The 22,183-nt window shown below is 64.2% G+C and carries 24 protein-coding genes and 1 pseudogene; 21 read left to right on the forward strand and 4 right to left on the reverse strand.

The window, feature by feature from the left end; all coding sequences use genetic code 11:
* Position 1: 1 nt before the first annotated feature.
* On the reverse strand, positions 2 to 2,632 hold the full coding sequence (gyrA, locus tag CWE17_RS00285; protein WP_131454385.1) for a DNA gyrase subunit A: 2,631 nt from the start codon (positions 2,630 to 2,632) through the stop codon (positions 2 to 4).
* A gap of 142 nt (positions 2,633 to 2,774) precedes the next feature.
* Between gyrA and CWE17_RS00290 the strand changes: the two genes are divergently transcribed.
* From CWE17_RS00290 to rsmD, 5 genes and pseudogenes are all read left to right on the forward strand, one after another.
* Positions 2,775 to 3,401 carry a CAAD domain-containing protein gene (locus tag CWE17_RS00290; RefSeq protein ID WP_131454386.1) on the forward strand — a complete coding sequence of 209 codons (627 nt, stop codon included), beginning with the start codon at positions 2,775 to 2,777 and terminating at the stop codon, positions 3,399 to 3,401.
* A gap of 49 nt (positions 3,402 to 3,450) precedes the next feature.
* Positions 3,451 to 4,614 (forward strand): GuaB3 family IMP dehydrogenase-related protein, encoded by a 1,164-nt coding sequence (locus tag CWE17_RS00295; protein ID WP_131454778.1) that lies wholly within the window; start codon positions 3,451 to 3,453, stop codon positions 4,612 to 4,614.
* A gap of 237 nt (positions 4,615 to 4,851) precedes the next feature.
* Entirely contained in the window at positions 4,852 to 5,175 is a 324-nt protein-coding gene (gene trxA / locus CWE17_RS00300; protein WP_131454387.1) for a thioredoxin, read from the forward strand.
* Between the two features lie 43 nt (positions 5,176 to 5,218).
* On the forward strand, positions 5,219 to 5,827 hold the full coding sequence (hisH, locus tag CWE17_RS00305; RefSeq protein ID WP_370318252.1) for an imidazole glycerol phosphate synthase subunit HisH: 609 nt from the start codon (positions 5,219 to 5,221) through the stop codon (positions 5,825 to 5,827).
* Positions 5,794 to 6,375: pseudogene (gene rsmD / locus CWE17_RS00310) on the forward strand (16S rRNA (guanine(966)-N(2))-methyltransferase RsmD); the annotation flags it as partial. The gene hisH and the pseudogene rsmD, both read left to right, overlap by 34 nt.
* 13 nt (positions 6,376 to 6,388) lie before the next feature.
* On the opposite strand, the gene petG reads toward rsmD, so the two are convergent.
* A complete protein-coding gene (gene petG, locus CWE17_RS12320; RefSeq protein ID WP_015110794.1) occupies positions 6,389 to 6,502 on the reverse strand; it encodes a cytochrome b6-f complex subunit V in 114 nt (37 codons plus the stop codon).
* A gap of 56 nt (positions 6,503 to 6,558) precedes the next feature.
* Between petG and CWE17_RS00320 the strand changes: the two genes are divergently transcribed.
* From CWE17_RS00320 to CWE17_RS00385, 14 genes are all read left to right on the forward strand, one after another.
* Positions 6,559 to 6,948 (forward strand): cytochrome c, encoded by a 390-nt coding sequence (locus tag CWE17_RS00320; protein ID WP_131454390.1) that lies wholly within the window; start codon positions 6,559 to 6,561, stop codon positions 6,946 to 6,948.
* On the forward strand, positions 6,945 to 7,691 hold the full coding sequence (locus CWE17_RS00325) for an RNA methyltransferase (RefSeq protein WP_131454391.1): 747 nt from the start codon (positions 6,945 to 6,947) through the stop codon (positions 7,689 to 7,691). Before CWE17_RS00320 ends, CWE17_RS00325 begins: the two co-directional genes overlap by 4 nt.
* Positions 7,692 to 7,717: 26 nt before the next feature.
* Positions 7,718 to 8,896, forward strand: coding sequence for a serine hydrolase (locus tag CWE17_RS00330; protein ID WP_206338333.1), 1,179 nt, complete (start codon positions 7,718 to 7,720; stop codon positions 8,894 to 8,896).
* A 14-nt stretch (positions 8,897 to 8,910) separates the two neighbouring features.
* Positions 8,911 to 10,341 (forward strand): DUF3370 domain-containing protein, encoded by a 1,431-nt coding sequence (locus CWE17_RS00335; protein WP_240789174.1) that lies wholly within the window; start codon positions 8,911 to 8,913, stop codon positions 10,339 to 10,341.
* The gene (gene bchI, locus CWE17_RS00340; RefSeq protein ID WP_131454393.1) at positions 10,338 to 11,426 is read left to right on the forward strand and encodes a magnesium chelatase ATPase subunit I; all 1,089 of its coding nucleotides are present in this window, start codon (positions 10,338 to 10,340) and stop codon (positions 11,424 to 11,426) included. Before CWE17_RS00335 ends, bchI begins: the two co-directional genes overlap by 4 nt.
* A 20-nt stretch (positions 11,427 to 11,446) precedes the next feature.
* Complete coding sequence (gene ruvC, locus CWE17_RS00345; protein WP_131454394.1) at positions 11,447 to 11,929, forward strand: crossover junction endodeoxyribonuclease RuvC; 483 nt, start codon at positions 11,447 to 11,449, stop codon at positions 11,927 to 11,929.
* A 64-nt stretch (positions 11,930 to 11,993) separates the two neighbouring features.
* A complete protein-coding gene (locus CWE17_RS00350; RefSeq protein WP_131454395.1) occupies positions 11,994 to 12,587 on the forward strand; it encodes a 5-formyltetrahydrofolate cyclo-ligase in 594 nt (197 codons plus the stop codon).
* 68 nt (positions 12,588 to 12,655) lie between these two features.
* Positions 12,656 to 12,862 (forward strand): hypothetical protein, encoded by a 207-nt coding sequence (locus tag CWE17_RS00355; RefSeq protein ID WP_131454396.1) that lies wholly within the window; start codon positions 12,656 to 12,658, stop codon positions 12,860 to 12,862.
* Positions 12,863 to 12,921: 59 nt separating this feature from the next.
* Positions 12,922 to 13,398 (forward strand): hypothetical protein, encoded by a 477-nt coding sequence (locus CWE17_RS00360; protein WP_240789175.1) that lies wholly within the window; start codon positions 12,922 to 12,924, stop codon positions 13,396 to 13,398.
* Between the two features lie 3 nt (positions 13,399 to 13,401).
* Complete coding sequence (locus CWE17_RS00365; protein ID WP_131454397.1) at positions 13,402 to 13,863, forward strand: SufE family protein; 462 nt, start codon at positions 13,402 to 13,404, stop codon at positions 13,861 to 13,863.
* A 36-nt stretch (positions 13,864 to 13,899) separates the two neighbouring features.
* Entirely contained in the window at positions 13,900 to 15,234 is a 1,335-nt protein-coding gene (locus CWE17_RS00370; RefSeq protein WP_131454398.1) for a homoserine dehydrogenase, read from the forward strand.
* 176 nt (positions 15,235 to 15,410) lie between these two features.
* On the forward strand, positions 15,411 to 15,617 hold the full coding sequence (locus CWE17_RS00375; protein WP_370318253.1) for a hypothetical protein: 207 nt from the start codon (positions 15,411 to 15,413) through the stop codon (positions 15,615 to 15,617).
* Between the two features lie 63 nt (positions 15,618 to 15,680).
* Positions 15,681 to 17,252 (forward strand): ABC transporter substrate-binding protein, encoded by a 1,572-nt coding sequence (locus CWE17_RS00380; protein WP_131454400.1) that lies wholly within the window; start codon positions 15,681 to 15,683, stop codon positions 17,250 to 17,252.
* The gene (locus CWE17_RS00385) at positions 17,252 to 18,271 is read left to right on the forward strand and encodes an ABC transporter permease (RefSeq protein WP_131454401.1); all 1,020 of its coding nucleotides are present in this window, start codon (positions 17,252 to 17,254) and stop codon (positions 18,269 to 18,271) included. The genes CWE17_RS00380 and CWE17_RS00385 overlap by 1 nt, the downstream gene beginning before the upstream one ends.
* On the opposite strand, the gene CWE17_RS00390 is transcribed toward CWE17_RS00385, so the two are convergent.
* Positions 18,265 to 19,866 (reverse strand): alpha/beta hydrolase, encoded by a 1,602-nt coding sequence (locus CWE17_RS00390; RefSeq protein ID WP_255417756.1) that lies wholly within the window; start codon positions 19,864 to 19,866, stop codon positions 18,265 to 18,267. The genes CWE17_RS00385 and CWE17_RS00390 overlap by 7 nt on opposite strands.
* Positions 19,867 to 20,006: 140 nt before the next feature.
* Here CWE17_RS00390 and CWE17_RS00395 point away from each other — a divergent pair, with 140 nt between their 5' ends.
* The gene (locus CWE17_RS00395) at positions 20,007 to 21,266 is read left to right on the forward strand and encodes an MFS transporter (RefSeq protein WP_240789210.1); all 1,260 of its coding nucleotides are present in this window, start codon (positions 20,007 to 20,009) and stop codon (positions 21,264 to 21,266) included.
* Positions 21,211 to 21,849, forward strand: coding sequence for a Coq4 family protein (locus CWE17_RS00400; RefSeq protein WP_370318255.1), 639 nt, complete (start codon positions 21,211 to 21,213; stop codon positions 21,847 to 21,849). Before CWE17_RS00395 ends, CWE17_RS00400 begins: the two co-directional genes overlap by 56 nt.
* On the opposite strand, the gene CWE17_RS00405 is transcribed toward CWE17_RS00400, so the two are convergent.
* Positions 21,843 to 22,127 carry a SemiSWEET family sugar transporter gene (locus tag CWE17_RS00405; RefSeq protein ID WP_131454402.1) on the reverse strand — a complete coding sequence of 95 codons (285 nt, stop codon included), beginning with the start codon at positions 22,125 to 22,127 and terminating at the stop codon, positions 21,843 to 21,845. The genes CWE17_RS00400 and CWE17_RS00405 overlap by 7 nt on opposite strands.
* Positions 22,128 to 22,183: the final 56 nt, after the last annotated feature.

Consider the following 22,183-nt stretch of genomic DNA (forward strand, 5'->3'; position numbering starts at 1 on the left):
GTCAGCTGTCCTGGGGCTCAGTGCTGGCGGCAGCCTCAGCAGCTTCGTCTTCAGTTTCAGCGTCGGTCGCCTCATCAGACTCGGCTTCCGGCGGCACCAACACGACCTCTGAGAGACGATCGCCCTTATCAAGCCGCTGCAGCCGCACCCCCGTGGCCGCCCGTGACTGCTGGGGAATGGAATCGGCGCTGGTGCGCACAATCACGCCCTTCTCGCTCACCAGCAACACCTCTTCGCCGGCACCAAGCACGCGCAGACCCACCAAGGCATCGGCTTCGGTGCGGAACTTCATCGCCCGCAGGCCCATGCCCGCACGCTTCTGAAGGCGGAATTGGGTGACCGGCACCCGCTTACCCAATCCGGAGGCCGAAGCCACCAGCACCCATGGGCCATCGCTGGCCGCGCCGGCCTCATCATCCTCGGAGTCGTCGTCGCTGCTCTGGGCCACCCGATCGGCCAGCTCCACGGGCAACACGTCCATGCTCACCAGGGCATCACCATCGCGCAGATTCATCGAACGCACACCCCGTGCTGTGCGTCCAAGAGGCCGCAGCTCCTCATCGCTGAGGCGGAAATGGATGGTCATGCCAGCTTTGGAGCCAATCAAGACGCTGTCGCCCGGCACAGCCAGGCGCACCCAGGTGAGTGCATCTCCCTCTTCAAGACCGATCGCGATCAAACCGTTGGAGCGGATGTTGCTGAAGGCAGACAGGCGTGTGCGCTTAATGAAGCCGCCCTGGGTGAGCATCAACAGATCGGTGTCGTCGTTGAACTCCGAGACCGCCAGCAGCGAGGTGATTAATTCCTCGCGCGGGATTGGCAGCAACTGCACCACCGGCGTGCCCTTGGCGGTGCGGCTGCACTGAGGCACCCGATACGCCGGCAGGGCATAGGAGACCCCCCGGTCACTGAACAGCAGCAGGGTGTCGTGATCGTTGCAGCCGATAAACAGCTTCACGGCCTCCTCCCCCTGGCTACGGGTGCCGGCCTTGCCGCGGGTGCCGCGACTGGTGGCTTCAAACTCGCTCACCGGCATGCGCTTGAGGTAGCCGGTTTCGGTGAGCAGCACCACCGAGCGCTCATTGGCGATCAGGTCGATATCTTCCAGCCCACCAGCGAGATCGAGAATCTCCGTGCGGCGCTGAATCGGGTAGCGCTCACGCAGCTGCGTGAGCTCGTCCTGAATGATTCCGAACACTCGCTCGCGACGGCCGAGGATGTCCTTGTAGTCGGCAATTTTGGTGACCAGATCCTCGTGCTCAAGACGGATCTTGTCCGCTTCCAGGGCCGTAAGCCTGCGCAGCTGCATCTGAAGGATGGCGTCAGCCTGGATCTCGCTGAGGCCATGGCGGTCCTGCAGCTGCTGACGAGCCGTGGCCGTATCGGGAGCAGCCCGGATCAGGGCAATGATCGGGTCGAGCTGATCAAGGGCCAGCAGCAAGCCCAGAAGGATGTGGTCGCGCTCTTCGGCTTTACGCAGCAGGTAGCGGGTGCGCCGCTCAATCGTCTCGACCCGGAAGTCGAGGAACACCTGCAGCATCTTGCGCAAGGTGAGCAGGATCGGCTCCCCATTCACCAGCGCCAGCATGTGAGCGCTGAAATTGCTTTGCAGTGGAGTGAGCTTGAACAGGTTATTCAGCACCACCTGCGGGTAGGCATCACGGCGCAGCTCCACCACGATGCGCATGCCATCGCGATCGCTTTCATCGCGGATATCGGAGATGCCCTCCAATTTCTTGTCATTCACCATCTCGGCGATGCGCTCAATCAGCGCCGCCTTGTTGGTTTGGTAAGGCAACTCGGTGATGATCACCGCGTCTCGATCGGGCCGGCCAGGCACCTCCAGTGTTTCGATCGCCGCGACCCCGCGCATCGTCACCGAACCACGGCCACTGAGATAGGTCTCGCGGATGCCGGAGCGGCCCAGGATCTGACCACCGGTGGGGAAATCGGGGCCCGGAATGATCTGCATCAGCGCGTTGTCATCGAGCTCCGGGTTCTCGATCAGCGCCAAGAGTCCGTTGATGAGCTCAACGAGGTTGTGGGGCGGGATGTTGGTCGCCATTCCCACGGCGATGCCGGCTGACCCGTTGAGCAACAGCTGGGGGATCCGGGCTGGCAGCACGGTGGGCTCCTGCTGGGAGCCGTCGAAGTTGTCGGCGAAATCAACCGTTTCCGCCTCGATGTCCTCCAGCAGGCTGTCGGTGGTGAGCGCCTGGAGCCGCGATTCGGTGTAACGCATGGCCGCCGGCGGGTCGTTATCGACCGAACCGAAGTTGCCGTGCCCATCAATGAGGGGCATCGACATCGAGAAGTTCTGGGCCATACGCACTAGAGCGTCGTACACCGCCGTGTCGCCGTGGGGGTGGTACTTACCAAGCACCTCACCCACCACACGGGCGCATTTCCTGTAGGGCCGATCGCTCGTCAGCCCCAGCTCGTACATCGCATAGAGGATGCGTCGATGCACTGGCTTGAGTCCGTCGCGTGCGTCAGGCAGGGCGCGCCCGACGATCACGCTCATCGCGTACTCCAGATAGGAGCGCGACATCTCGTTGCGCAGATCCGTCTGAATGATCCGACCGTCGGATTCTCCGGGACCGCCGCTGCCGGGCCCCACTGGATCCGCCATAAAAGACCTGATTTGCCTGCGATCAGTTTATCGCGAACGGTTCAGACGTCTTGCGTGAGGGATCGCTACGGAATCAGCCGCAAGAGTCGCCACTGCGGGCAGACGCCTTTAAGCTCCCTGCCCGTGAACCAACGCGGCTTCCATGACGACCGACCCCTCCAGCAGCAGCACCCCAGGGGCGGGCATCGAGCAGCCGTTGCAGGACACAGCCGCCGTGCCGAGCGAGCCAGCTCCTTCAAGCACCCCCGAGACAAGCACTGCCAGCGCGAGCGCTGAAGACACGAACCCCACGATCCTGGGCCAAGAGTCGGCAACTGCCACTGAGCCAGCCGCCAGCATCGAAGCAGCTGTCACACCGATACCTCTCGATCCGGCCATTGCCAGCCGCGTCACCGTGCCAGCAGCCATGAGCCCCGACCCTGGCCAGGCCGATCTCGAGAACGGTGAAGGCGGGGAATGGGATCTGCTCAGCGAAAAGCTACGCAGCTGGTGGCAGGAACAGGATCTTGATCATCAATGGCAGCGCCTGCGTCAGCCTCTGCTGCTGGGGGTAGGCCTGGTTGGCTTGATCCTGGTCATGCGGATCTACAGCGGCATCCTTGCGGCAATCGCCACGGTTCCTCTGGCCCCACGCCTGTTCGAACTGGCGGGAGTGAGCTGGTTGGCCTGGTTCTCTGTCACTCGTCTTGTTCGGAGTGATGAGCGGCGCAAGGTGTTCACCGCCGTCAGTGGCCGCTTGCAAGAGTTCCGGGGCGGCGGCAAGGGCTGAGCCCCTTCAACACCGCTTGGTAGCTTGTCTGGATCTTCATTGGCTTGCGGTGAACATTCAGCTCGGTCGCTCCAAGGTTGTCCGCCGGGCCTATGGCATCGACGAGATCGCCCTTGTGCCCGGCGGTCGAACCGTTGATCCCGAGGTCACAGACACCCGCTGGAGCCTGGGGGGCATCGAACGGGAGATTCCGATCATCGCCAGCGCCATGGATGGTGTGGTGGATGTGGACATGGCCGTTCAGCTCTCTCAACTGGGGGCCCTGGGTGTGCTCAACCTTGAGGGTGTTCAGACCCGCTACGAAGACCCGAACGCCGTTCTCGACCGCATTGCAGCGGTAGGCAAGGACGCATTCGTCCCCCTGATGCAGGAGATCTACAGCCAGCCTGTTCAGGAGAGCTTGATCCGCAAGCGCATCCAAGACATCAAAGCCAAAGGTGGCATCGCTGCGGTGAGCGGCACCCCCGTGGCTGCCATGCGATTCGGCAAAGCAATCGCTGAGGCCGGTGCCGACCTTTTCTTCGTGCAGGCCACCGTGGTCTCCACCAACCACATCGGTCCAGAAGGGCAAGACACCCTCGACCTGGAAGCCCTCTGCCGGGACATGGGAGTCCCCGTCGTGATCGGCAACTGCGTCACCTACGACGTGGCCCTTCAGCTGATGCGCGCTGGCGCCGCCGGCGTGATGGTGGGCATCGGCCCCGGAGCCGCCTGCACATCCAGGGGAGTCCTTGGTGTGGGCATCCCCCAGGCGACTGCCGTGGCTGACTGCGCCGCCGCCCGGGAGGACTACCAGCGTGAAAGCGGCCGATACGTTCCGATCATTGCCGATGGCGGCATCGTCACCGGTGGTGACATCTGCAAGTGCATCGCCTGTGGAGCCGATGCCGTGATGATCGGCTCACCGATCGCTCGTGCCGAGGAAGCCCCCGGCCGTGGCTTCCACTGGGGCATGGCCACCCCGAGCCCAGTCCTGCCCCGGGGTACTCGCATCAACGTCGGCAGCACCGGCAGCCTGGAGCGCATCCTGCGGGGTCCCGCGAAACTGGATGATGGCACCCACAACCTGTTGGGATGCCTCAAAACCTCGATGGGAACCCTCGGGGCTCAAACCATCCGCGACATGCAACAGGTGGAGGTCGTCGTTGCCCCCTCCCTGCTCACCGAAGGCAAGGTTTATCAGAAAGCCCAGCAGCTGGGCATGGGCAAATAAGCCAACTCCAAAACCAAGAAAGTCGCAAAATAAGACCCGTGCGACACCATCAAGACAAGCGTTAACCTTGCCCTTGTGGGGGCTCCGGCCCACACACTCCTCACACCCCCCGGCCCGACGCGCTCGGGCTTTTTGTCTTCCCCCGGCGAGCATCACAGTTCGCCTCAGTCACCATCTCGGCACTGAATAAATCCGCTGATGGTTGCTAAGTTTCAGTGAAAATCCAGGTCAGATCGAATGTCCAGCGCTGCTGCCGTCACCGACGCCTCCTTCGAGCAGGACGTGCTCCAGAGCGACGTGCCTGTGCTGGTCGACTTCTGGGCCCCCTGGTGCGGCCCCTGCCGCATGGTGGCTCCGATCGTCGACGAAATCGCCAAGGAATTCGAAGGCAAAATCAAAGTGTTCAAGCTGAACACCGACGAAAATCCAAACGTCGCCAGCCAATACGGCATTCGCAGCATCCCCACGCTGATGGTGTTCAAGGGCGGTCAGAAGGTAGACACCGTGGTCGGCGCCGTTCCCAAGGCGACCCTCTCCGGCACGATCTCCAAGTACCTCTGATCACTTCCCCATCACCTTGAGGATTGGGCTGATTGATTACGGGATGGGGAACCTGCACTCGGTGCAGACCTCATTCGCACGTCTCGATCAGCCGCTAGGGATGGTCCATGACCCAGACAATCTGGCGTCCTGCGATGCGTTGATCCTTCCTGGTGTCGGAGCCTTCGACCCAGCAATGACTCAGCTTGAGCAGACAGGCCTCATCCCCCACCTGCAGCAGTGGCACGCCGAAGCGAAACCGCTGCTGGGAATCTGCCTAGGTCTTCAACTCTTATTTGAACGCAGCGAGGAAGGCAGACGCCCCGGGCTTGGCCTGCTGAAGGGCCATGTGAGGCGGCTTCCGGATGATGCCGGAGAACGCATCCCCCACATGGGCTGGGCACCTCTCCAGGTGTCGCATCCCTGCCCGCTTCTCGGACACGATGACCCAGAGGAATGGATGTATTTCGTTCATTCCTATGCCGCCGCTCCAGAGCAGCCTGAGGTGCTCGCTGCCAGCGCGCCCTTCGGCCGAGGTCAGGCGACGGCCATGGTCTGGAGCGGGCGACTGGGGGCTTGCCAGTTTCATCCTGAAAAATCAGGTGACGCAGGGCAGCGATTGCTTCAACGCTGGCTGCAATGGCTCGAGCGCAGCAGCCCTTGCCAGGCGTGAAAGGAAGCACTGCCAAGGGTGAGCTGCGACTGAGTGGAGGCCGCCGCCTCAAAAGCCCGAAAGGTGACGGCACCCGTCCCACCACAGGCCTTGTGCGGCAGGCGGTGATGAACATGCTGGCCCCAGAGCTCCACGGCTGCCATTGGCTTGACCTCTGCAGCGGCAGTGGCGTGATGGGTTGCGAAGCGATGCTCAGGGGGGCGATGAGGGTGCTCGCTATTGAGAAGAATCCAGGCACTGCAGCAATCTGCCGCGAGAACATGGCGGCCACCGCCACTGGCTTATCGCCCTCACCAAGCCACAGCGTGATTTGTGCCGACCTCAGACGCTGGCTTGGCACAGGGCGACCTGAATCTGACCCTGGATTTGACCTGGTGTATTTCGATCCCCCCTACGCCGCGGGGTTGTATGCGCCAGGTCTGGACTTACTGCTCAGAGGTCAATGGCTCCGCGATGGAGCGCTGGTGATCTGCGAACACGCCATACAAGCAATCCCCGAGCTGCCTCAGGGTTGGCAACTCAGGGACCAGCGGCGCTATGGCAACAGCGGACTGCTGCTGATCAGCCCCCCAGGGCACTGCCCCGGCGGTACTGGTTCCAGGCAGCAACAAACAGACCCACCAGGGTGACGGGGATCAGACCCAGAACGATGCCGCAGAGCAGAGGTTCGATCATGTCGTCGCGACCGATGAAAAGATTGAGCACAATTGTTTCATGGCCAGGCCGCGACCGTGACAGCTCCGTCATCAACTGCTGTAGGGCCCGTGGGGGAGAAGCGGGGCCTGATCGCCGCGCTGGTGAGTGTTGCAGCCATGACCTGCATCGTGCTGACCCTCTGGGTGATGGGCAGCGCAGGACGGGATCCCTACGTGCGGGCCACCCTCCAACTCAGTGGTGATGCCGACCATGGCGGCCAGATCTTCCGAATCAATTGCGCCGGCTGCCATGGCCTGGCAGGCCAAGGGCTGGTGGGCCCGAATCTGCATGGCATCGCCGACCGCCGCAGCGACCCCTCACTGATTCACCAGGTGGTGAGTGGCGCGACGCCACCCATGCCCCGCTTCGAAGTCGAACCTCAAACGATGGCCGATCTGCTCGCCCATCTCAAATCCCTCGAATGAGCCCCACCCAACAACTCTGCGTGGTGCTGGTCGAACCCTCAGGACCGCTCAACGTGGGGAGCGTCGCCAGGCTCTGCGCCAATTTCGGAATCCAAGACCTACGCCTGGTGGCACCTCGCTGCTCCAGCGCTGACCCCGAGGCTCAGCGCATGGCCGTGCACGGTCTGGCGGTGCTCGAGCAGGCTCGCTGTTACCCCGACCTGATCAGTGCCCTGGCGGACTGCCGGCGGGTCGTGGCCACCTGCGGACGGCTCGACCATGGCGAGATTCCCTTGCATCCGCCTGAACAGGTGCTGCCCTGGCTGCTGAACGCTCCGGAAGCAGGGGACGGCGACAGCCCTCGGGCGGCGCTGGTGTTCGGGCGGGAGGATCGGGGCCTCAGCAACGATGAGCTACTGCTCAGCCAGCGGGTGATTCAGTTGCACAGCCACGCCAGCTACCCCTCCCTCAACCTCTCCCATGCCGTTGCGGTGGTGCTCCACGAACTGGAACGCCTACGCCGTGGCAGCGCCCCCAATGACAGCCAGCCCTCACCAGCTGGTCCCAGCGAGCTAGAGCCCTGCCTGAAGGATGCGGAAGCACTGCTTCTGGAGGTTGGCTTTCTCCTGGAGCACACCGCCCATGCACGCATGGCCAAGCTGCGTGGCCTGTTGCAGCGAGCCATGGTCAGGAGCGAGGAGGTTGCTCTCGTCCGCGGCATGGTGCGTCAGCTGCGCTGGGCGATTCACCGGGACCGCTCTTAACCTCGGCAGACCCTTGCAGCCCAACGGTGAGCAGCAGCCGATCCCGTCGCCCAGAAGCTGGCTGGCGCCGCCCCCTCATGCTGCTGGTGCGCCTGATGCTCATGGGCATCGGCCTTGGCGTGATCAGTGGCTCTGCCCTGAAGATGCTCGCCCCCCATGTGTCCCAGGGAGGCACTGGCGCAGGGGCTAGCGGGATGCCCTTACCCGACTGGCTGAACCCCAAGCTCCTCCAGGGGGCGATCAGCACAGGACCCCAGGCCCTTCCAAGCACCACACGCCTCAGCGGCTTCGCCTCCAGCCTCGGTCGTTTCGAAACCAAAACCGAACTCACAGCCCTCAGCCAACGCTGGCAGGAACTGGCTGCCTCCCAGAAGGATTTACAAGTCAGCGCCTTCCTGCTGCTGCTCGATGACGGCCGCTACGCCCAGCTGAATCCCGACACCGCGCTGCCTGCGGCGAGCTCGATTAAAACCCCGATCCTGCTGGTGGCCCTGGAGTTGCTGGATGCTGGCACCCTCAGTTGGAACGAACCCCTCACCCTCACGAAAACCACCGTTGGCGGCGGCGCTGGATGGATGGCCTCCAAACCGATCGGCACCCGTTTCCCCACCCATGAGGTGGCCACAGAAATGATCCGGGTGAGTGACAACAGCGCCACCAACCTGCTGATCGAAAGGGTCGGTGGCAAGGAAGAGCTCAATGCACGCTTCAACGCCCTCGGCCTGAGCGCCACAGCGGTGAACAACTGGCTTCCGGATCTGGAGGGCACCAACACCACCAGCGCCCGTGACCTGGCCCGCTCCATCGCGCTGGTGGACACCGGCGAAACCCTGGGCCCCAGGAGCCGTGATCTGTTCCGAGAGGTAATGGGCACCTCACGGACCAACCGACTGCTGCCTGGAGGCCTGCTGAAAGGCCTGGGGGGCGAACAGGGAGACCCTGACGACAGCCTGATGATCAAGGGCTATCGGGTATTGAACAAAACCGGGGACATCGGCATCGCCTATGCCGACGCGGGACTGATCGAGCTCCCCGATGGCAGCAGAGCCGTTGCTGCATTTGTGGTGAAAGGGCCTTTCAACGACCCCCGCTCCACCGAACTAATCCGCGAGATGGCCGCAGCCATGGCACCGGTGCTGAAGCCCAAACCACCGGTGGTGCGCAAGCCGCCTAAAACAGGAGCGACCGCCAGCACCACGCCATGACGGCCCAACCGCTGATGTCCTTCGCCGCCCTCAGCCGCACGCTCGCCACAGCTGGCGTAGCAGCTGGCGCGGCAGTCGGCATAGCAGCCGGCTTAGCAGTCGGCCCCGCGCTGGCGGGCGAAGACGCCAAGCCGAAGACCGCTGAGATCATCCAGCGCCAGCAGAGCGTTCGCCCCCTGCCTGGACAACTGGATGGGGTGTTGATGGTCAACGACAACAACCCCGAACTGATCACCGGTGAAGGGATCCTGCTTTCAACCTTCCCGGACGCCCCAGGCCTCAATCTGCCTTTGAGCGGTCGCTTTGACCTGTTCAGCCACCACGTGTATGCGGGCAAACCGGAGTCGCTCGATTCCACCCTCTGGCTGGCACTGGTAGCGGAGCCGGCAGGGGATGAGCCTGTGACCCTGGAGCTGCTCGGGGGGAGCACCTCCCTCTCCCAGGCCACCCGCAAGGGGCAAACAGCCGCCCCCTTCCTGCCGCTGCCATCGCTGATGGCGGAAACCAGCAGTCCGATCGCGGCAGGGCCTGGCAGCCGCGTGGCCGGGGATCTGCTCCGAGGCAACCAGGCTCAAGAGCTAACGAGCCGCTGGGAGATCAGTCCCGGAGAAGCCAGCCCTCTGGTGGTGCTGCCAATTCCGGTGGCAGGCCTCGACCCTCTGCTCAATGGCCGCAACCTGCAGCTGCGCCTTCGCAGCTCAGCCCCGGTCTACGTCGCCACCCTGGCGGCCTACGGCGAAGGAGCCTCAGCGCCGCCGGTATCCCACTGGCAGTCATTGCTAGACGCTGGCACGCTCAGCCCTAAAGAGCACCAGCCCACTCCGCGGGGAAGCAAGGGAAAGATCATCTATTCCAGGGTCAGCGGCGTCCAGATCGGCAGCCTCTGGCGGGCCACCCTCAGTGATCCCGGCTCCAACAGCCTGATCGTCCAGGACAAAGCGATCTCCTGGCCGATCAGCAGCCTTGAACGTGGCGATCTCGGCACCGGGCAGGTGCAAACCGCAGAGCTCAAGGTGTTCTCTGAAGGCACCGCCTGGGCCGCCCACGGCAACTACGGCGTCGAATACGACCTCACCCTGCCGCTACACAATCCCGGGCCCGGAAGCCGCAGGGTCGCGATCGCGCTGGAATCCCCCTTCAAGACCGGCAGCACCAGCAGCAGCCTGCGCTTCAAGACCCCGGCCAGCGGTCCTGTGATGTTCAGAGGACCGGTGGAAGTGAGCGGCTTGGATGGGGCCAACGGACGGCCCCTCGGCCGACGGCGCCTGCATCTGGTGCTGCGACAGGGGCAGGAAGGGCCTGTCCTCGGCCAAGTCACCCTGGCCCCGGGCCAGAGCCGCAAGGTGCGGGTCAGGCTGGTGTATCCGGCTGATGCCACCCCACCGCAGGTGCTCACCGTCCTGCCTGTGAAACAATCCACCTCTGTGCAGCGCGTCAGCCCGTGAGTTCAACCCGGAAGCGCAGGGTTTTCCCCTTCACCGCCGTGATCGGCCAGGAGGAGATGAAACTGGCCCTGCTGCTCAACGTGATCGATCCCCGCATCGGCGGCGTGATGATCATGGGTGACCGCGGCACGGGGAAATCCACCACCATCCGTGCCTTGGCGGATCTACTACCTGGCATCGAGGTGGTAGCCGGCGATCCCTACAACAGCTCGGCCACCGACCCTGACCTCCAGAGCAGCGAGGTGCGCCAGCGCCTGGAGCATGGCGAAAGCCTGACCACCGAAACTCGCCAGGTGCCCATGGTGGACCTGCCCCTCGGGGCCACCGAAGACCGCCTTTGCGGCACCATCGATATCGAAAAGGCACTCAGCGAGGGTGTGCGCGCCTTCGAGCCTGGACTGCTGGCCAAAGCCAATCGCGGCCTGCTCTACGTCGATGAGGTGAACCTTCTCGACGATCACCTAGTGGACGTTCTGCTCGATTCAGCTGCCTCCGGCTGGAACACGGTGGAACGGGAAGGGGTGTCGGTCCGCCACCCAGCCCGCTTCGTGTTGATCGGTTCTGGCAACCCTGAGGAGGGTGAACTACGCCCGCAGCTGCTCGACCGCTTTGGCATGAGCGTGGAGGTGCGCACGGTGCGCGACCCAGAGCTGCGCGTGCAGGTGGTCGATCAGCGCACGGCCTTCGACAGCGACCCCGAGGGCTTTAGCTCCGCGGTGGAAACTAACCAGAACGCTTTGCAGCAAAGGGTTGTTGAAGCGCAGAATCGCTTACCCCAGGTGCAGATCGACGACGACCTGCGCCTGCGCATCTCGGCCATCTGCGGTGAGCTGGATGTCGATGGCCTGCGGGGTGACATCGTCACGAACCGGGCGGCGAGGGCCCTTGCGGCATTCGAAGGCCGTACGGAAGTCAGTGAAGACGACGTGGCCCGAGTGGCCTCCTGCTGCCTGCGTCACCGCCTGCGCAAGGACCCGCTCGAGCAAGTGGATTCCGGCGACAGGGTGGTGAAGGTGTTCTGCAAGGTGTTTGAGCGCGGTGAAGGCAGCGATCGCGGCGCCTTCGAGCTGGCCCTGGCAGCCTGAACGGAACCGTCGTCCGACCGATGCGGATCCTCGGTCTTGATCCTGGCCTCGCCCGAGTGGGTTACGGCCTGATCGAGGTCACGGCCCGCTCAGGCCAGGTGCCGGGTCAGCAGCGCATGCTCGACTGCGGCATGATCCGCACCGATCCAGGTCGCTCCGAAGGCGAGCGCATGGTGGAGATCGCCCATGACTTGCGCCTGCTGATCCGCAGCTGGAAACCGGATCTGGCAGCCGTGGAGAAGTTTTTTTTCTACCGCTCCAGCACCACGATTTCGGTGGTGCAAGCCCGCGGTGTCTTGATGATGACTCTGGCCCGCTTCCGGATTCCTGCTGTGGAGTTTCCGCCGATGCAGATCAAGCAGGCCCTCACCGGTCATGGCCATGCCGACAAGGATGAAGTGCTCGAGGCGGTGATGCGCGAACTCGATCTGAGCGAGCCGCCGCGGCCCGACGATGCCGCCGATGCCCTGGCGGTGGCGCTCACCGGTTGGTTCCAGCAATGAGCAACAACCCTGACCAAGGCGGGATCGAGGCATCGGCCCCTGATCGGTCGCTGGAGCTGCTGCCATGAACGGGAGAACTGCGGCTGAAGACAAAGCAGCGCTACGCCAGCAACTGCGGGGACTGCGGCGCGCTGCCCTGACCCAGCAGGGCGATCTTGAGGAGCGGATCCGCCAACAGGTGCAACGGGAGATCGAACGCCGCGAGCACCTGGGACTCCTTCCGGGAGCGGTGGGGCTCTTCTGGCCCCTGGAGGGGGAGGTGGACCTACGGCCGCTGCGGTTCTGTGTGAGTCGCGCGGCCGCGCTGCCCCACGCCGATGGCCAAGGACGCCTGGAGTATCGCCGCTGGGAGAGCGGCCCCCTGGCACGCGACGGTTGCGGCATCCCTGCCCCGGTCGGAACGACTGCGCTAAAGGCGCAGCAGCTGAGCCTGCTGCTCGTTCCCGCCCTGGCGATCGATGAAGCGGGCACCCGCTTGGGCTATGGCGGCGGGTACTACGACCGACTGCGCGCCCAAGCCGACTGGGGAGCGATTCCTGCCTTGGTGGTGCTCCCTGAGGCCTGCGTCCACGAACAGCCACTGCCACGAGAGGCCTGGGATCAGCCCTTTGATGGCTGGGTCTGCGAAAGCGGCTGCAGGCTCCTTACAAGCTGTTGAGCAGAGGCACCCTGATTCGGTCAGTGCCGATCCTGTTTGACAGGATGTGCGCAGTGCATGCATCCGTTGTGTCTCAGGCCAGCCCAATCAGCCCTGCCCAGAGACTGCAGCAGCATGGTCAGGAGGCACCGACCCTCGCGCAGCAGGTGATTGCCCGTGAGTTGGCCGGCCGTCGCGAAGGGAGTCAGGCGCTGGAGATGATGCTGCAGGCAATGGGTTCGATGGTTCAGACACCAAAGGCCAACGTGGCCAGGCGTTGGTCCTCCGGTCGCTAGGCACGGCTAGCCAAGGGCTGTTGGATCCCACAGGATGGGGGCCTCCTTAGCCGCGATTCATGGCCTCCCTGCTGCGCATCAGCCCGCTTCTGGCTCTCGGACTGGCCGCTGTGAATATGGCCGTGCCTCGCCAGGCCGCGGCCCACGCGATTGAAAGCAGCCTGCACTATCTGAACGGATCGCTCGAACTGAGCAGCAGTTTTTCGAGCGGTGAGCCTGCCAAGGATGCCGTCGTGCGGCTGCTGAAGGCTGATGGCAGCCCTGGTCAGGAGCTGGGCCGGATGGGGGAGGACGGACGCCTGGCGTTGACCCTCCCCCCCGATCTGCGGAACGGCCGGGTGGATCTGCAGGTGGATGGCGGCCCTGGCCACCGCGACTACCTGGAACTGCCGGTCCGCAATGGCCAGGTGCAGCTGGATCAGGTGAGCGAACAGCCCCATAGGCACCAGGGACTGTTCCAGTGGGCTGGCATCACGGCCCTACTGGGTAGCGCCGGCCTGGTCGTTAGTGTGCGTCGCTCACGCCGCAGCTCATAAGGCATGAACGGGAAGGAGAGCAGCGAAAGCCGATACGGCAGCGCAAGCCTGGACAAACTGGCAGAACGGCTAAGTGGCACGCCAGACCCACGCAAGCGTTACGAATACGTGCTATGGCTCGCCAAAAAGCTGCCAGACATGCCCCCGGAGCTGCAAACCGACGACCGCAAGGTGCAGGGCTGCGTCTCCCAGGTGTTCATCGATGCCCAGCTTGATGACGGACGCGTCCTCTGGCAGGGGGCTTCCGATGCCCTGATCACCAAGGGATTGCTCGCCCTCCTGATTCAAGGACTCAGCGGCCTCACCCCGCAGCAGGTGCAGGCGGTCGATCCAGCCTTCATCGCCGCCACGGGACTCCAGGCCAGCCTCACCCCATCCAGGGCCAACGGCTTCCTCAACATCCTGCGCATGATGCAGGCCCAAGCACGACAGCTCGAGACAGGGAGCGCCCCCTCCACTTCATAGAGTCGTTGGATCGATAAACGGATCGGACACATCCCCATGGCGACAAGGATCGGCATTGGCCTGTTGGGCCTGGGCACCGTGGGTGGCGGCGTAGCCGAGATCCTGCAGACCCCTGATGGTCGCCATCCACTGGTCGCTGATCTTGACCTGGTGCGCGTGGCCGTGCGCGACCTCAATCGCCCACGCCCCGTGGAGCTACCAGCCGATTGCCTGACCACCAACCCCGAGGCGGTGGTCGATGACCCCAATGTCCATGTGGTGGTGGAGGTCATGGGTGGGATTGAACCGGCCCGCACCCTGATCATGCGAGCGATCGCTGCCGGCAAGTCGGTGGTCACCGCCAACAAGGCCGTGATCGCACGTCACGGCGAGGAGATCGCAGCAGCAGCAGCCTCTGCAGGGGTCTACGTGCTGATCGAAGCAGCCGTGGGCGGTGGCATTCCGATCATCGAACCGCTCAAGCAATCCCTCGGCGGCAACCGCATTCAGAGGGTGAGCGGCATCATCAATGGCACCACCAATTACATCCTTAGCCGCATGGCCCAGGAGGGGGCCGACTACGACGCCGTGCTTCGCGATGCCCAGGAGCTGGGCTACGCCGAAGCCGACCCGGCTGCCGACGTGGATGGCCTGGATGCCGCCGACAAGATCGCAATCCTGGCTGGCCTGGCCTTCGGCGGTCCGATCCCCCGTGCCGGAATCCCCACCGATGGCATCAGCAGCCTGCAGAGTCGTGACGTGGACTACGCCACCCAGCTCGACTACGGCGTCAAACTCCTGGCCGTTGCCGAGCGCGCTGACAACACAGACACTGAAAACGCAGACCGTGATGGAGGCCCCTCTCTCCCGCTAGCCGTTCGGGTGCAGCCAACCCTGGTCCCCCTGGATCACCCCCTGGCCGGGGTGCACGGTGTCAACAACGCCATCCTCGTGGAGGGGGATCCAATCGGGCGCGTGATGTTCTACGGCCCCGGAGCAGGCGCCGGCCCCACCGCCTCCGCCGTGGTGGCCGACATCCTCAACATCGCCGGCATCCAACAGCTCAACGACACCGATGGCCAGCTCGATCCTCTACTGGCTGCCAGCAGCTGGCGTGCTTGCCACCTGGTGGAGAGCAGCGCGATCCGGCAACGCAATTATCTGCGTTTCCACACCGACGACACCCCCGGGGTGATTGGCCAAATCGGCACAAGCTTCGGCGATCACGGTGTTTCGATTCAATCGATCGTGCAATTCGATGCCAGCGATGCAGGCGCCGAGATCGTTGTAATTACGCACGAAGTGAGCAACGGCAACCTCGACAAGGCCCTTGCCGCGATCACGGCACGACCGGAGATCCGGGGGATCGCCGCCCGCCTGGGCTGTCTCTGAGCGATTCCTGACCGTTGCCGCCGACACTGGCAGCCACCCCCCTGCATGGGGCAGAGTCGTAAGAACCATCACAGGACAGATCTGCATTTGCCGATCTGTGCTCTATCCGGTTCATGCCGAACGATTCGATCCACGCCCCGGGGCAACGCTGCATCGCGAACGCGTCGCACTCCACCATGGATCTTCAGCAGGGTGACTGCATTCGGATCGACAACACCAACGATCTCTTCCAGGTCATCAGCATCGACGGAGACCACAACCGCTGCTGGGTCCGCCGCTGGCCCCTCCAGCCCAAGGGTGGCTCTGGCGTCTTCGAAATTTCCCTGCAACAGATCACCCGTCCCGAGCCGGCTCTGCCCCACAGCCAGGCTCGGCGCCCTTGAATGGCTGGCAGCTGAAGATCAATCGCCGTGCAGCAGCCGTGCCGCCCTTCCCGCTCCGGCTGGATGGCTGCGTCCCTGCTGCTCGTCCTTGGCTGCAGCCAGCTGGCCTGCCAGCAGCAACGCAGCAGTGATCGACTGACGGTGGCGAGCGCTGGACGCATCGTGTCCCTCGACCCAGCCCAGGCAAGCACCACGGGCACCCTCCAACTGCTCAGCGCCCTCGGTGACACTCTCTACCGCCGCTCAGAGAACGGGACGCTGACCCCCCAGCTGGCTGCAGCCCAACCCCAGCTCAGCGATGGGGGGCGCACGGTGGAGATCCCGCTCCGCCGGGATGTGTTGTTCCACGACGGCAGCCGCTTCGATGCCGATGCCATGGCCTTCAGCCTGCGTCGTTTTCTGCGCATCGGCACCCAGAGTTATGTGGTGGGGGATCGGATCGAGAGCATCGAAACGCCAACCCCCTTTCTGCTCAGATTGCGGCTGAGCCGTCCCTCGAGCTCACTAGAAAGCCTGCTCACCTCCCCATACCTGACGCCGGTCTCCCCGAAGGCGTACGCCGACCATCGCGATCGCTTTCTCAATGACCGCTTCATCGGCACGGGCCCCTACAAACTCACGCGCTTCAACGCCACTCAGCAGCGCCTCACGCCCTTTCCTGAGTATTGGGGCGAGGCACCTAGCAATGGCGGACTTGACCTGGTCAACCTCAGCAATTCCACGGCTCTGTTCGGGGCCCTGCGCAGTGGCGAAGTGGATGTGCTGCTTTCCGATTCCATCGATGAAGACCAGCGTTTGGCCCTCGATCGGCGCGCCAAACAGGGACTGCTGCTGGAGAGCAGCGGCCCCGCTCTGACCATCGGCTACGTCACTCTGCTCAGCAATGCCCCACCGCTGCATAACCAGCTGGTACGCAGGGCTCTCGCCCACAGCCTCGACCGGGACCTGATCAGTCGCAGGGTGAGCCACGGACAACGCCAGCCCCTCCGCTCTCTGATTCCTCCGGCCCTTCGAGGGGGCGCAAGCGAACCCTGGCCCACCTATGCCCCGGCGACAGCACGCCGGTTGCTGCAACAGGCTGGCTACTGCCAGGGCAAGCCCCTCAACGTGCCCTTCACCTACCGCTCGAATGTGCCTTCCGACCGGCTGATGGCCCTCACCTGGCAGGCCCAGCTGAGGCGGGATCTGCAGGACTGCATCAAGCTCAACCTGGAGGGCGTGGAGTCGACCACGGTCTACCGTCAGCTCGGTGAAGGGGCGTTCAAAGCGGTGATGCTCGACTGGGGAGGCACCTACCCCGACCCGGAGGCGTTCCTGGTGCCCCTGCTCAGCTGCAACAAGTCGCAGGGCTCGCTTTGCGAAGCAGGCGAGGCCGTGAGCAGCGGCAGCTTCTGGACCCGCCCTGGCCTCGAGCTAGCCCTGCGTCGTAGCGACAGTCTCCTGGGCCAGCAGCGTCTGCAACAACTGGCACGGGTGGATGCCATGGCTGCTCAGGGAGCGGCCTACCTACCTGTTTGGCTGGTGACGCCAAAGGCCTGGGCCCAGACCGATCTAGACAGACCCCGGTTCGATGGAAGCGGATTGCTACAGCTCTCCCAACTCAAGAAGCGCTCCGCTCAGGCGAGGGGACTCTGATGGCACGGGGTCGTGAGCTACTGCGCTACTGCGCCACACGCCTCGCCCTGGCGCCTCTCATGCTCTGGCTGATCGCCAGTCTGGTGTTTCTGCTGCTGCGAGTTGCCCCTGGCGATCCTGTCGATGCTGTGCTCGGCAGTCGAGCCCCAGCGGCAGCCAAGGCCTTGCTCCGCCAACGCTTGGGGCTCGACCTACCCCTCAGCCATCAATACCTCGACTTTCTTCAAGGTCTCCTCCACGGCGACCTGGGCCAGGCGCTGATCAACCAGGAACCAGTGGGGCAGATCATTGCCAAGGCGCTGCCCGCCAGCCTGGAACTCAGTCTCACCGCCCTACTGATCGCGGCCGTGAGCGGCCTGGCCGTTGGCTTCAGCGGCATTGCCCGCCCCGAGGGGAAGCTCGATCTCGCCGGACGCTTTTACGGGATCGGCACCTATGCACTTCCACCCTTCTGGGTGGCGATGCTGGTGCAGCTGCTATTTGCCGTGATCTTGGGATGGCTGCCGGTGGGCGGCCGCTTCCCCCCAAGCCTTGTGCCACCGAGCGGCAGCGGTTTTCTGATCCTCGACAGTCTCAGCAGTGGCAATTGGGCAGCGCTGCAAGGCGCCCTGCGCCACCTGGTGTTACCCGCCTGCACCCTGGGGTTGTTGCTCAGTGGCGTGTTCACCAACGCCCTGCGCCTGAACCTGCGCCGTGCCCTTCGCTCCGATTACGTGGAAGCGGCCCGCAGTCGCGGGCTGAGCGAAGCACAGGTGGTGCTGCGGCACGCCCTGCCCAATGCCCTCTTGCCCGTCCTCACCATCGCCGGAATCACTGTGGCCTCGCTGATCGGTGGCGCCCTACTGATCGAAGTGACCTTCTCTTGGCCGGGGATCGCCCTGCGTTTGCAGGAAAGCATCAACCAGCGCGATTACCCGGTGGTGCAAGGGATTGTGGTGGTCGTGGCTGCCCTGGTGGTGATGGTGAGCGTGCTGGTGGATCTTCTGGTGGCGCTGCTGGATCCGAGGGTTCGCTACTGAGCGAGCAAACGGGCTGCACCACCGCGATCGAGTCGATGCAGATGCAGCTCACCAATCCGGCGATGCAGGACCCTGGACTCTGCTGGCGGCGCTGAGGGCAACGCTGGTCCCTCCAGCTGATCGAGAAAGCTGATGATCTCCGCTTCCAGAAGGGCCTGCACCTGAAGCGGCTGCACCCCCACCAGCTCTTCCCCGAGCTGGAACAGATCCTCACCCCGGCCACCTCCAGCCTGACCCTCCACCCGCACCGGTGAGAAGTGGCTCGCTCCCTGCACGAGCACAGCGCGACTGGCGGGGTGGGGAGACACGGCGAGCATCAACCCCAGCTGCTCGCTCTGGGGAGGGGTAATCAGATCGAGGGTGCCCCCGGTAAACAGCACAGGCACCGCCACATCAATGGGGCGATCCCGGGGCCAGAGCAGACTCCCGAAACTGTTCATACCGATCACCCCCACCAGCTCCCTGGGAGGGGTCAGCTGGGGGAGACGCACATCCTCCACTTGGCACTGGAGCAAACGGGAAAGATTGCCAAGGGGCAAACCATCCAGGGCCACGGCACAACGACGCTGCAACCCTGGCTGGGGTTGCGCCCCGGCAGCCAGCAGGGCGGTGAGGGCACCAAGGGAGTGACCACCTAGGACCAACTGCTGACCGGGCAACTGAAGGCTCCCCTCCCGGCGTGCCATGAGCACGGCCTCGAGGTCCCGGAGCCGATCCGGCAACACCTCAGCGCCCGGTGGAGAACGACGGCCATCGAGCAGCGCCTGCACGGCGTCGGCGTCGCTGCCGGGATGCTCCAGCACCAGCACCGGCCAGCCACGGGCACTGAGATCACGGCCGAGCCAACGGAAATGGTCAGGGCTGCCACCCAACCCCGGCATCCACACCAACCAGGACTGTCGTTGGGGCGCACCAGGACTGGCAGGCCAGATCTGCAACCTGAGCGGACGGGAGCGGTGGGGCACCGTGAGCAGCTGGAGTTCGGGATCGGGAGCCTGGCCAGCCGCCAGGGCACTGCCCCCGTCAATGGTTCCGACGTCGCTAACTCGCTCTTCGGCCTGCTCCACAGACTCGCTGGAGAGACGTCGGACGAGCTGCTGCTGACGCTCCAGCTGCTGACGCCACTGGCTGGCCACCTGCAGCAGAGCATCGAGGTCAAGCTGCACCCGCTCGGCGGGCAGCGCCTCAAGCAGATCAAGACTGCTGACCTGCTCCTGACGCTCCAGGAGCATCTCCAGAGTCGTCAGGACAGTGATGCCCTGGCTGTCTTCATCAACACGGACGATGTCGGCCACTTCATCGAGCAGGCGACGGCCGGCCCAACTGCCGAGCATCTGACGGGCCATGCTCCGGTCATTGATCAAGGGGGCCTTCAGCAGGGCCAGAACGCCTTCACGGCTCTCAGGTTCCAGCAGGTTCAGCCAGATCGCCAGTTCACTCGTACTGCGCCCGTTAGCCCGCACCCAGGCCACCAGATCAGTGATCTGAAAGGGTATCGACATACCGTCGAGCTGCACTTGCAGCTGCTCCGCGGCGCGTAGCGGACGCAGGAACGTCGGGGAAAGCAGCAGACTGGCCAGCAGTCCAACGCCCAACCACTGTTGAGGAAATCGTCCTGTTGAGCGTCGTCGCAAGGCCAAGGCCCTTGAACTGGTGGCACCAGTTTCCCGCAGCACTGCAGGAACTGGCAGTGATTCGCTGGATCGCCTCGCTCGGGGCTGGTGGCGTGATTTACATGACACCGATCATTTTTCACCAGGTGGACCTCTCGGCCAGCCAGGTGGGACAGGGGCTTGCGGCTTCCGCCCTGATCGGAACCGTGGCCAGACTCCTCAGCGGACTCATGCTCGACCGCGGGCTGAGCTGCTCCTGGCCGGTGAGGGCCGCAGCAGTGCTGGCCCTGATCGCCGATCTGGTACTGCTGCAGGCCCACGGATTTGAGGGCTACGTGAGTGGCCAGCTGTTAATCGGCGTTGCCGCGGGGTTCTACTTCCCAGCGATCGAACTGGCCGTCCCACTCAGCACAGGCTCCTTCCCCTCCAGCCGGGGCTACGCCCTGGCCCGCAGTGCTGACGCCCTTGGGGTGGCGATGGGTGCCCTGACGGGAGCAGTGCTTGCCGGCCTGGGCCTGATCCGAGGTGTGTTTCTGGTGGAAGCGGCCGCGGTGCTGGCGATGCTGACCCTGCTGGCCTGGAGACCTCTCCCCGATGGTCGTGATGCCCTGCTGCATCCCCAGGGCACTGAGAAGCCTCTCCTCAAGGAGCCGGCCGCCAGCGCCGGTGGACGCTGGCTTCTGCCCCTGCTGCCGGTGCTCGCCTTGAGCATCGTGGCCACAGGCATGATCGCCCTGATGCAAAGCGCTCTGCCCCTCGACCTGGTGCGCGGTGGTCTGGAGCGCCCCGCCCTGAGCGAAGCCTGGAGCGGCGGATTGATTGCCCTTCAGCTGAGCCTGCTGGTGGTGCTGCAGTGGCCGGTCGGCAACTGGGTGGCGCGCCGCAGCCTCCGTTTCGGGCTGGGCCTTGGCCTCGTGAGCTTTGCGGTGGGCTGCTTACTGCTGGCTGGCTCCGCGCTATGGAGCGGTGGCGTCAGCCTGATCCCCCTGGCGGTGCTTCCCGTCGCCTTCGGTGAAGCAGCCTTTCTGCCGACAGCGGCCGAAGCAATGGTTGAAGAAACGCCATTGCAGCATCGCGGCCTGGCGATGGCCCTCTTCTCCCAGTGCTTCGCGATCAGCGCCACCGGTGCCCCTCTCATCGCCGGCACCCTGCTCGACTCCCAAGGGCACGGCCTGGTGCTCTGGCTCCTCATGGCCCTGATCTGCGTCTGCAGCACCCCGCTGCTCAAGAGCGTCAGGCCGCGCTATACAGCGGGTCTGGCGGCGATTCCTCTGCCCCTGGAGACCGATGAGCAAAGCCCGGGAACTGCTGCGCTCCGTGCGCAACATGACCATCCTTCGGGAGCTGGCCCGGACGGATGGGGGGCTGGACAGCGTCGCTGATCTGGTCGACAACTTCATCGACAGCCAAGCGATGGAGCTCTGCATCGAACGCTTCAGGGCCCTGCCGGGCGGTCGCGAACTCCTCGAACAGCGCTACCCACCCTTTCAGCCGGACTTGGACGCCCTGGAGCGGTTGCCGGAAGGCAGTCTTGGTCGCGCCTATGCCGGCATGATCCGGCGGCTCAACTACGACCCGGAGTTCTTCCGACCGCGGGACACGAGCACAGAAGCGCTCTGGCTGACCCAGCGGATCGCGACCACCCACGATCTGCATCACGTGGTGGCAGGTTTCAACACTGAAGCTGCAGGCGAATCCGGGGTTCTGGCGATCACCGCCACCCAGATCGGCTTCCCGGCCTTCGTGCTTCTCAACCTGCTTTCGGGCTTCCGAGCCTTCCGCCTCCAGCCCAAAGAGCTGGAAAGCATCAGCGGTGCGATCGCCCATGGCAGCCGCATCGGCCTCGAGGCAGCCCCTCTGGTGACCCAGAAATGGGAGGAAGGCTGGGACAAACCTCTTCAGCAATGGCGTGAAGACTTAGGCCTCCGAATTGCTGAGGGAGAGCCCTTCAGCGCCGTCTACTGAATCACCGAGGGCGACGAGCCACGCTGAAGGCGATGGCGCAACTTGGCTTGCAGCACAAAGACCGCTGGCACCAGGGTGACCAAATTGGCAGCGATCACCGGCCCATTGCCCGTCAGCAGCCCGAAGAGCGCCCAGGTGGCCAGCCCAAGGGTGAACAGGCCGTACATCGACAGAGAGATCGAGCGAGTGTCATTACTGCGCAAGGTTTTGAGCGCCTGCGGAAAAAAACTGAAGGTGGTGAGCAGCGCCGCCAGATAACCGATCGCGTCAACAGACATGCCAAATGAGCCACAGGGCTCCATACAGTTCCGCCAGTCTTGTCTCAATGAGGACG

The organism is Synechococcus sp. BS56D (genome assembly GCF_004332405.1).
Classification (GTDB): Bacteria; Cyanobacteriota; Cyanobacteriia; order PCC-6307; family Cyanobiaceae; genus Synechococcus_C.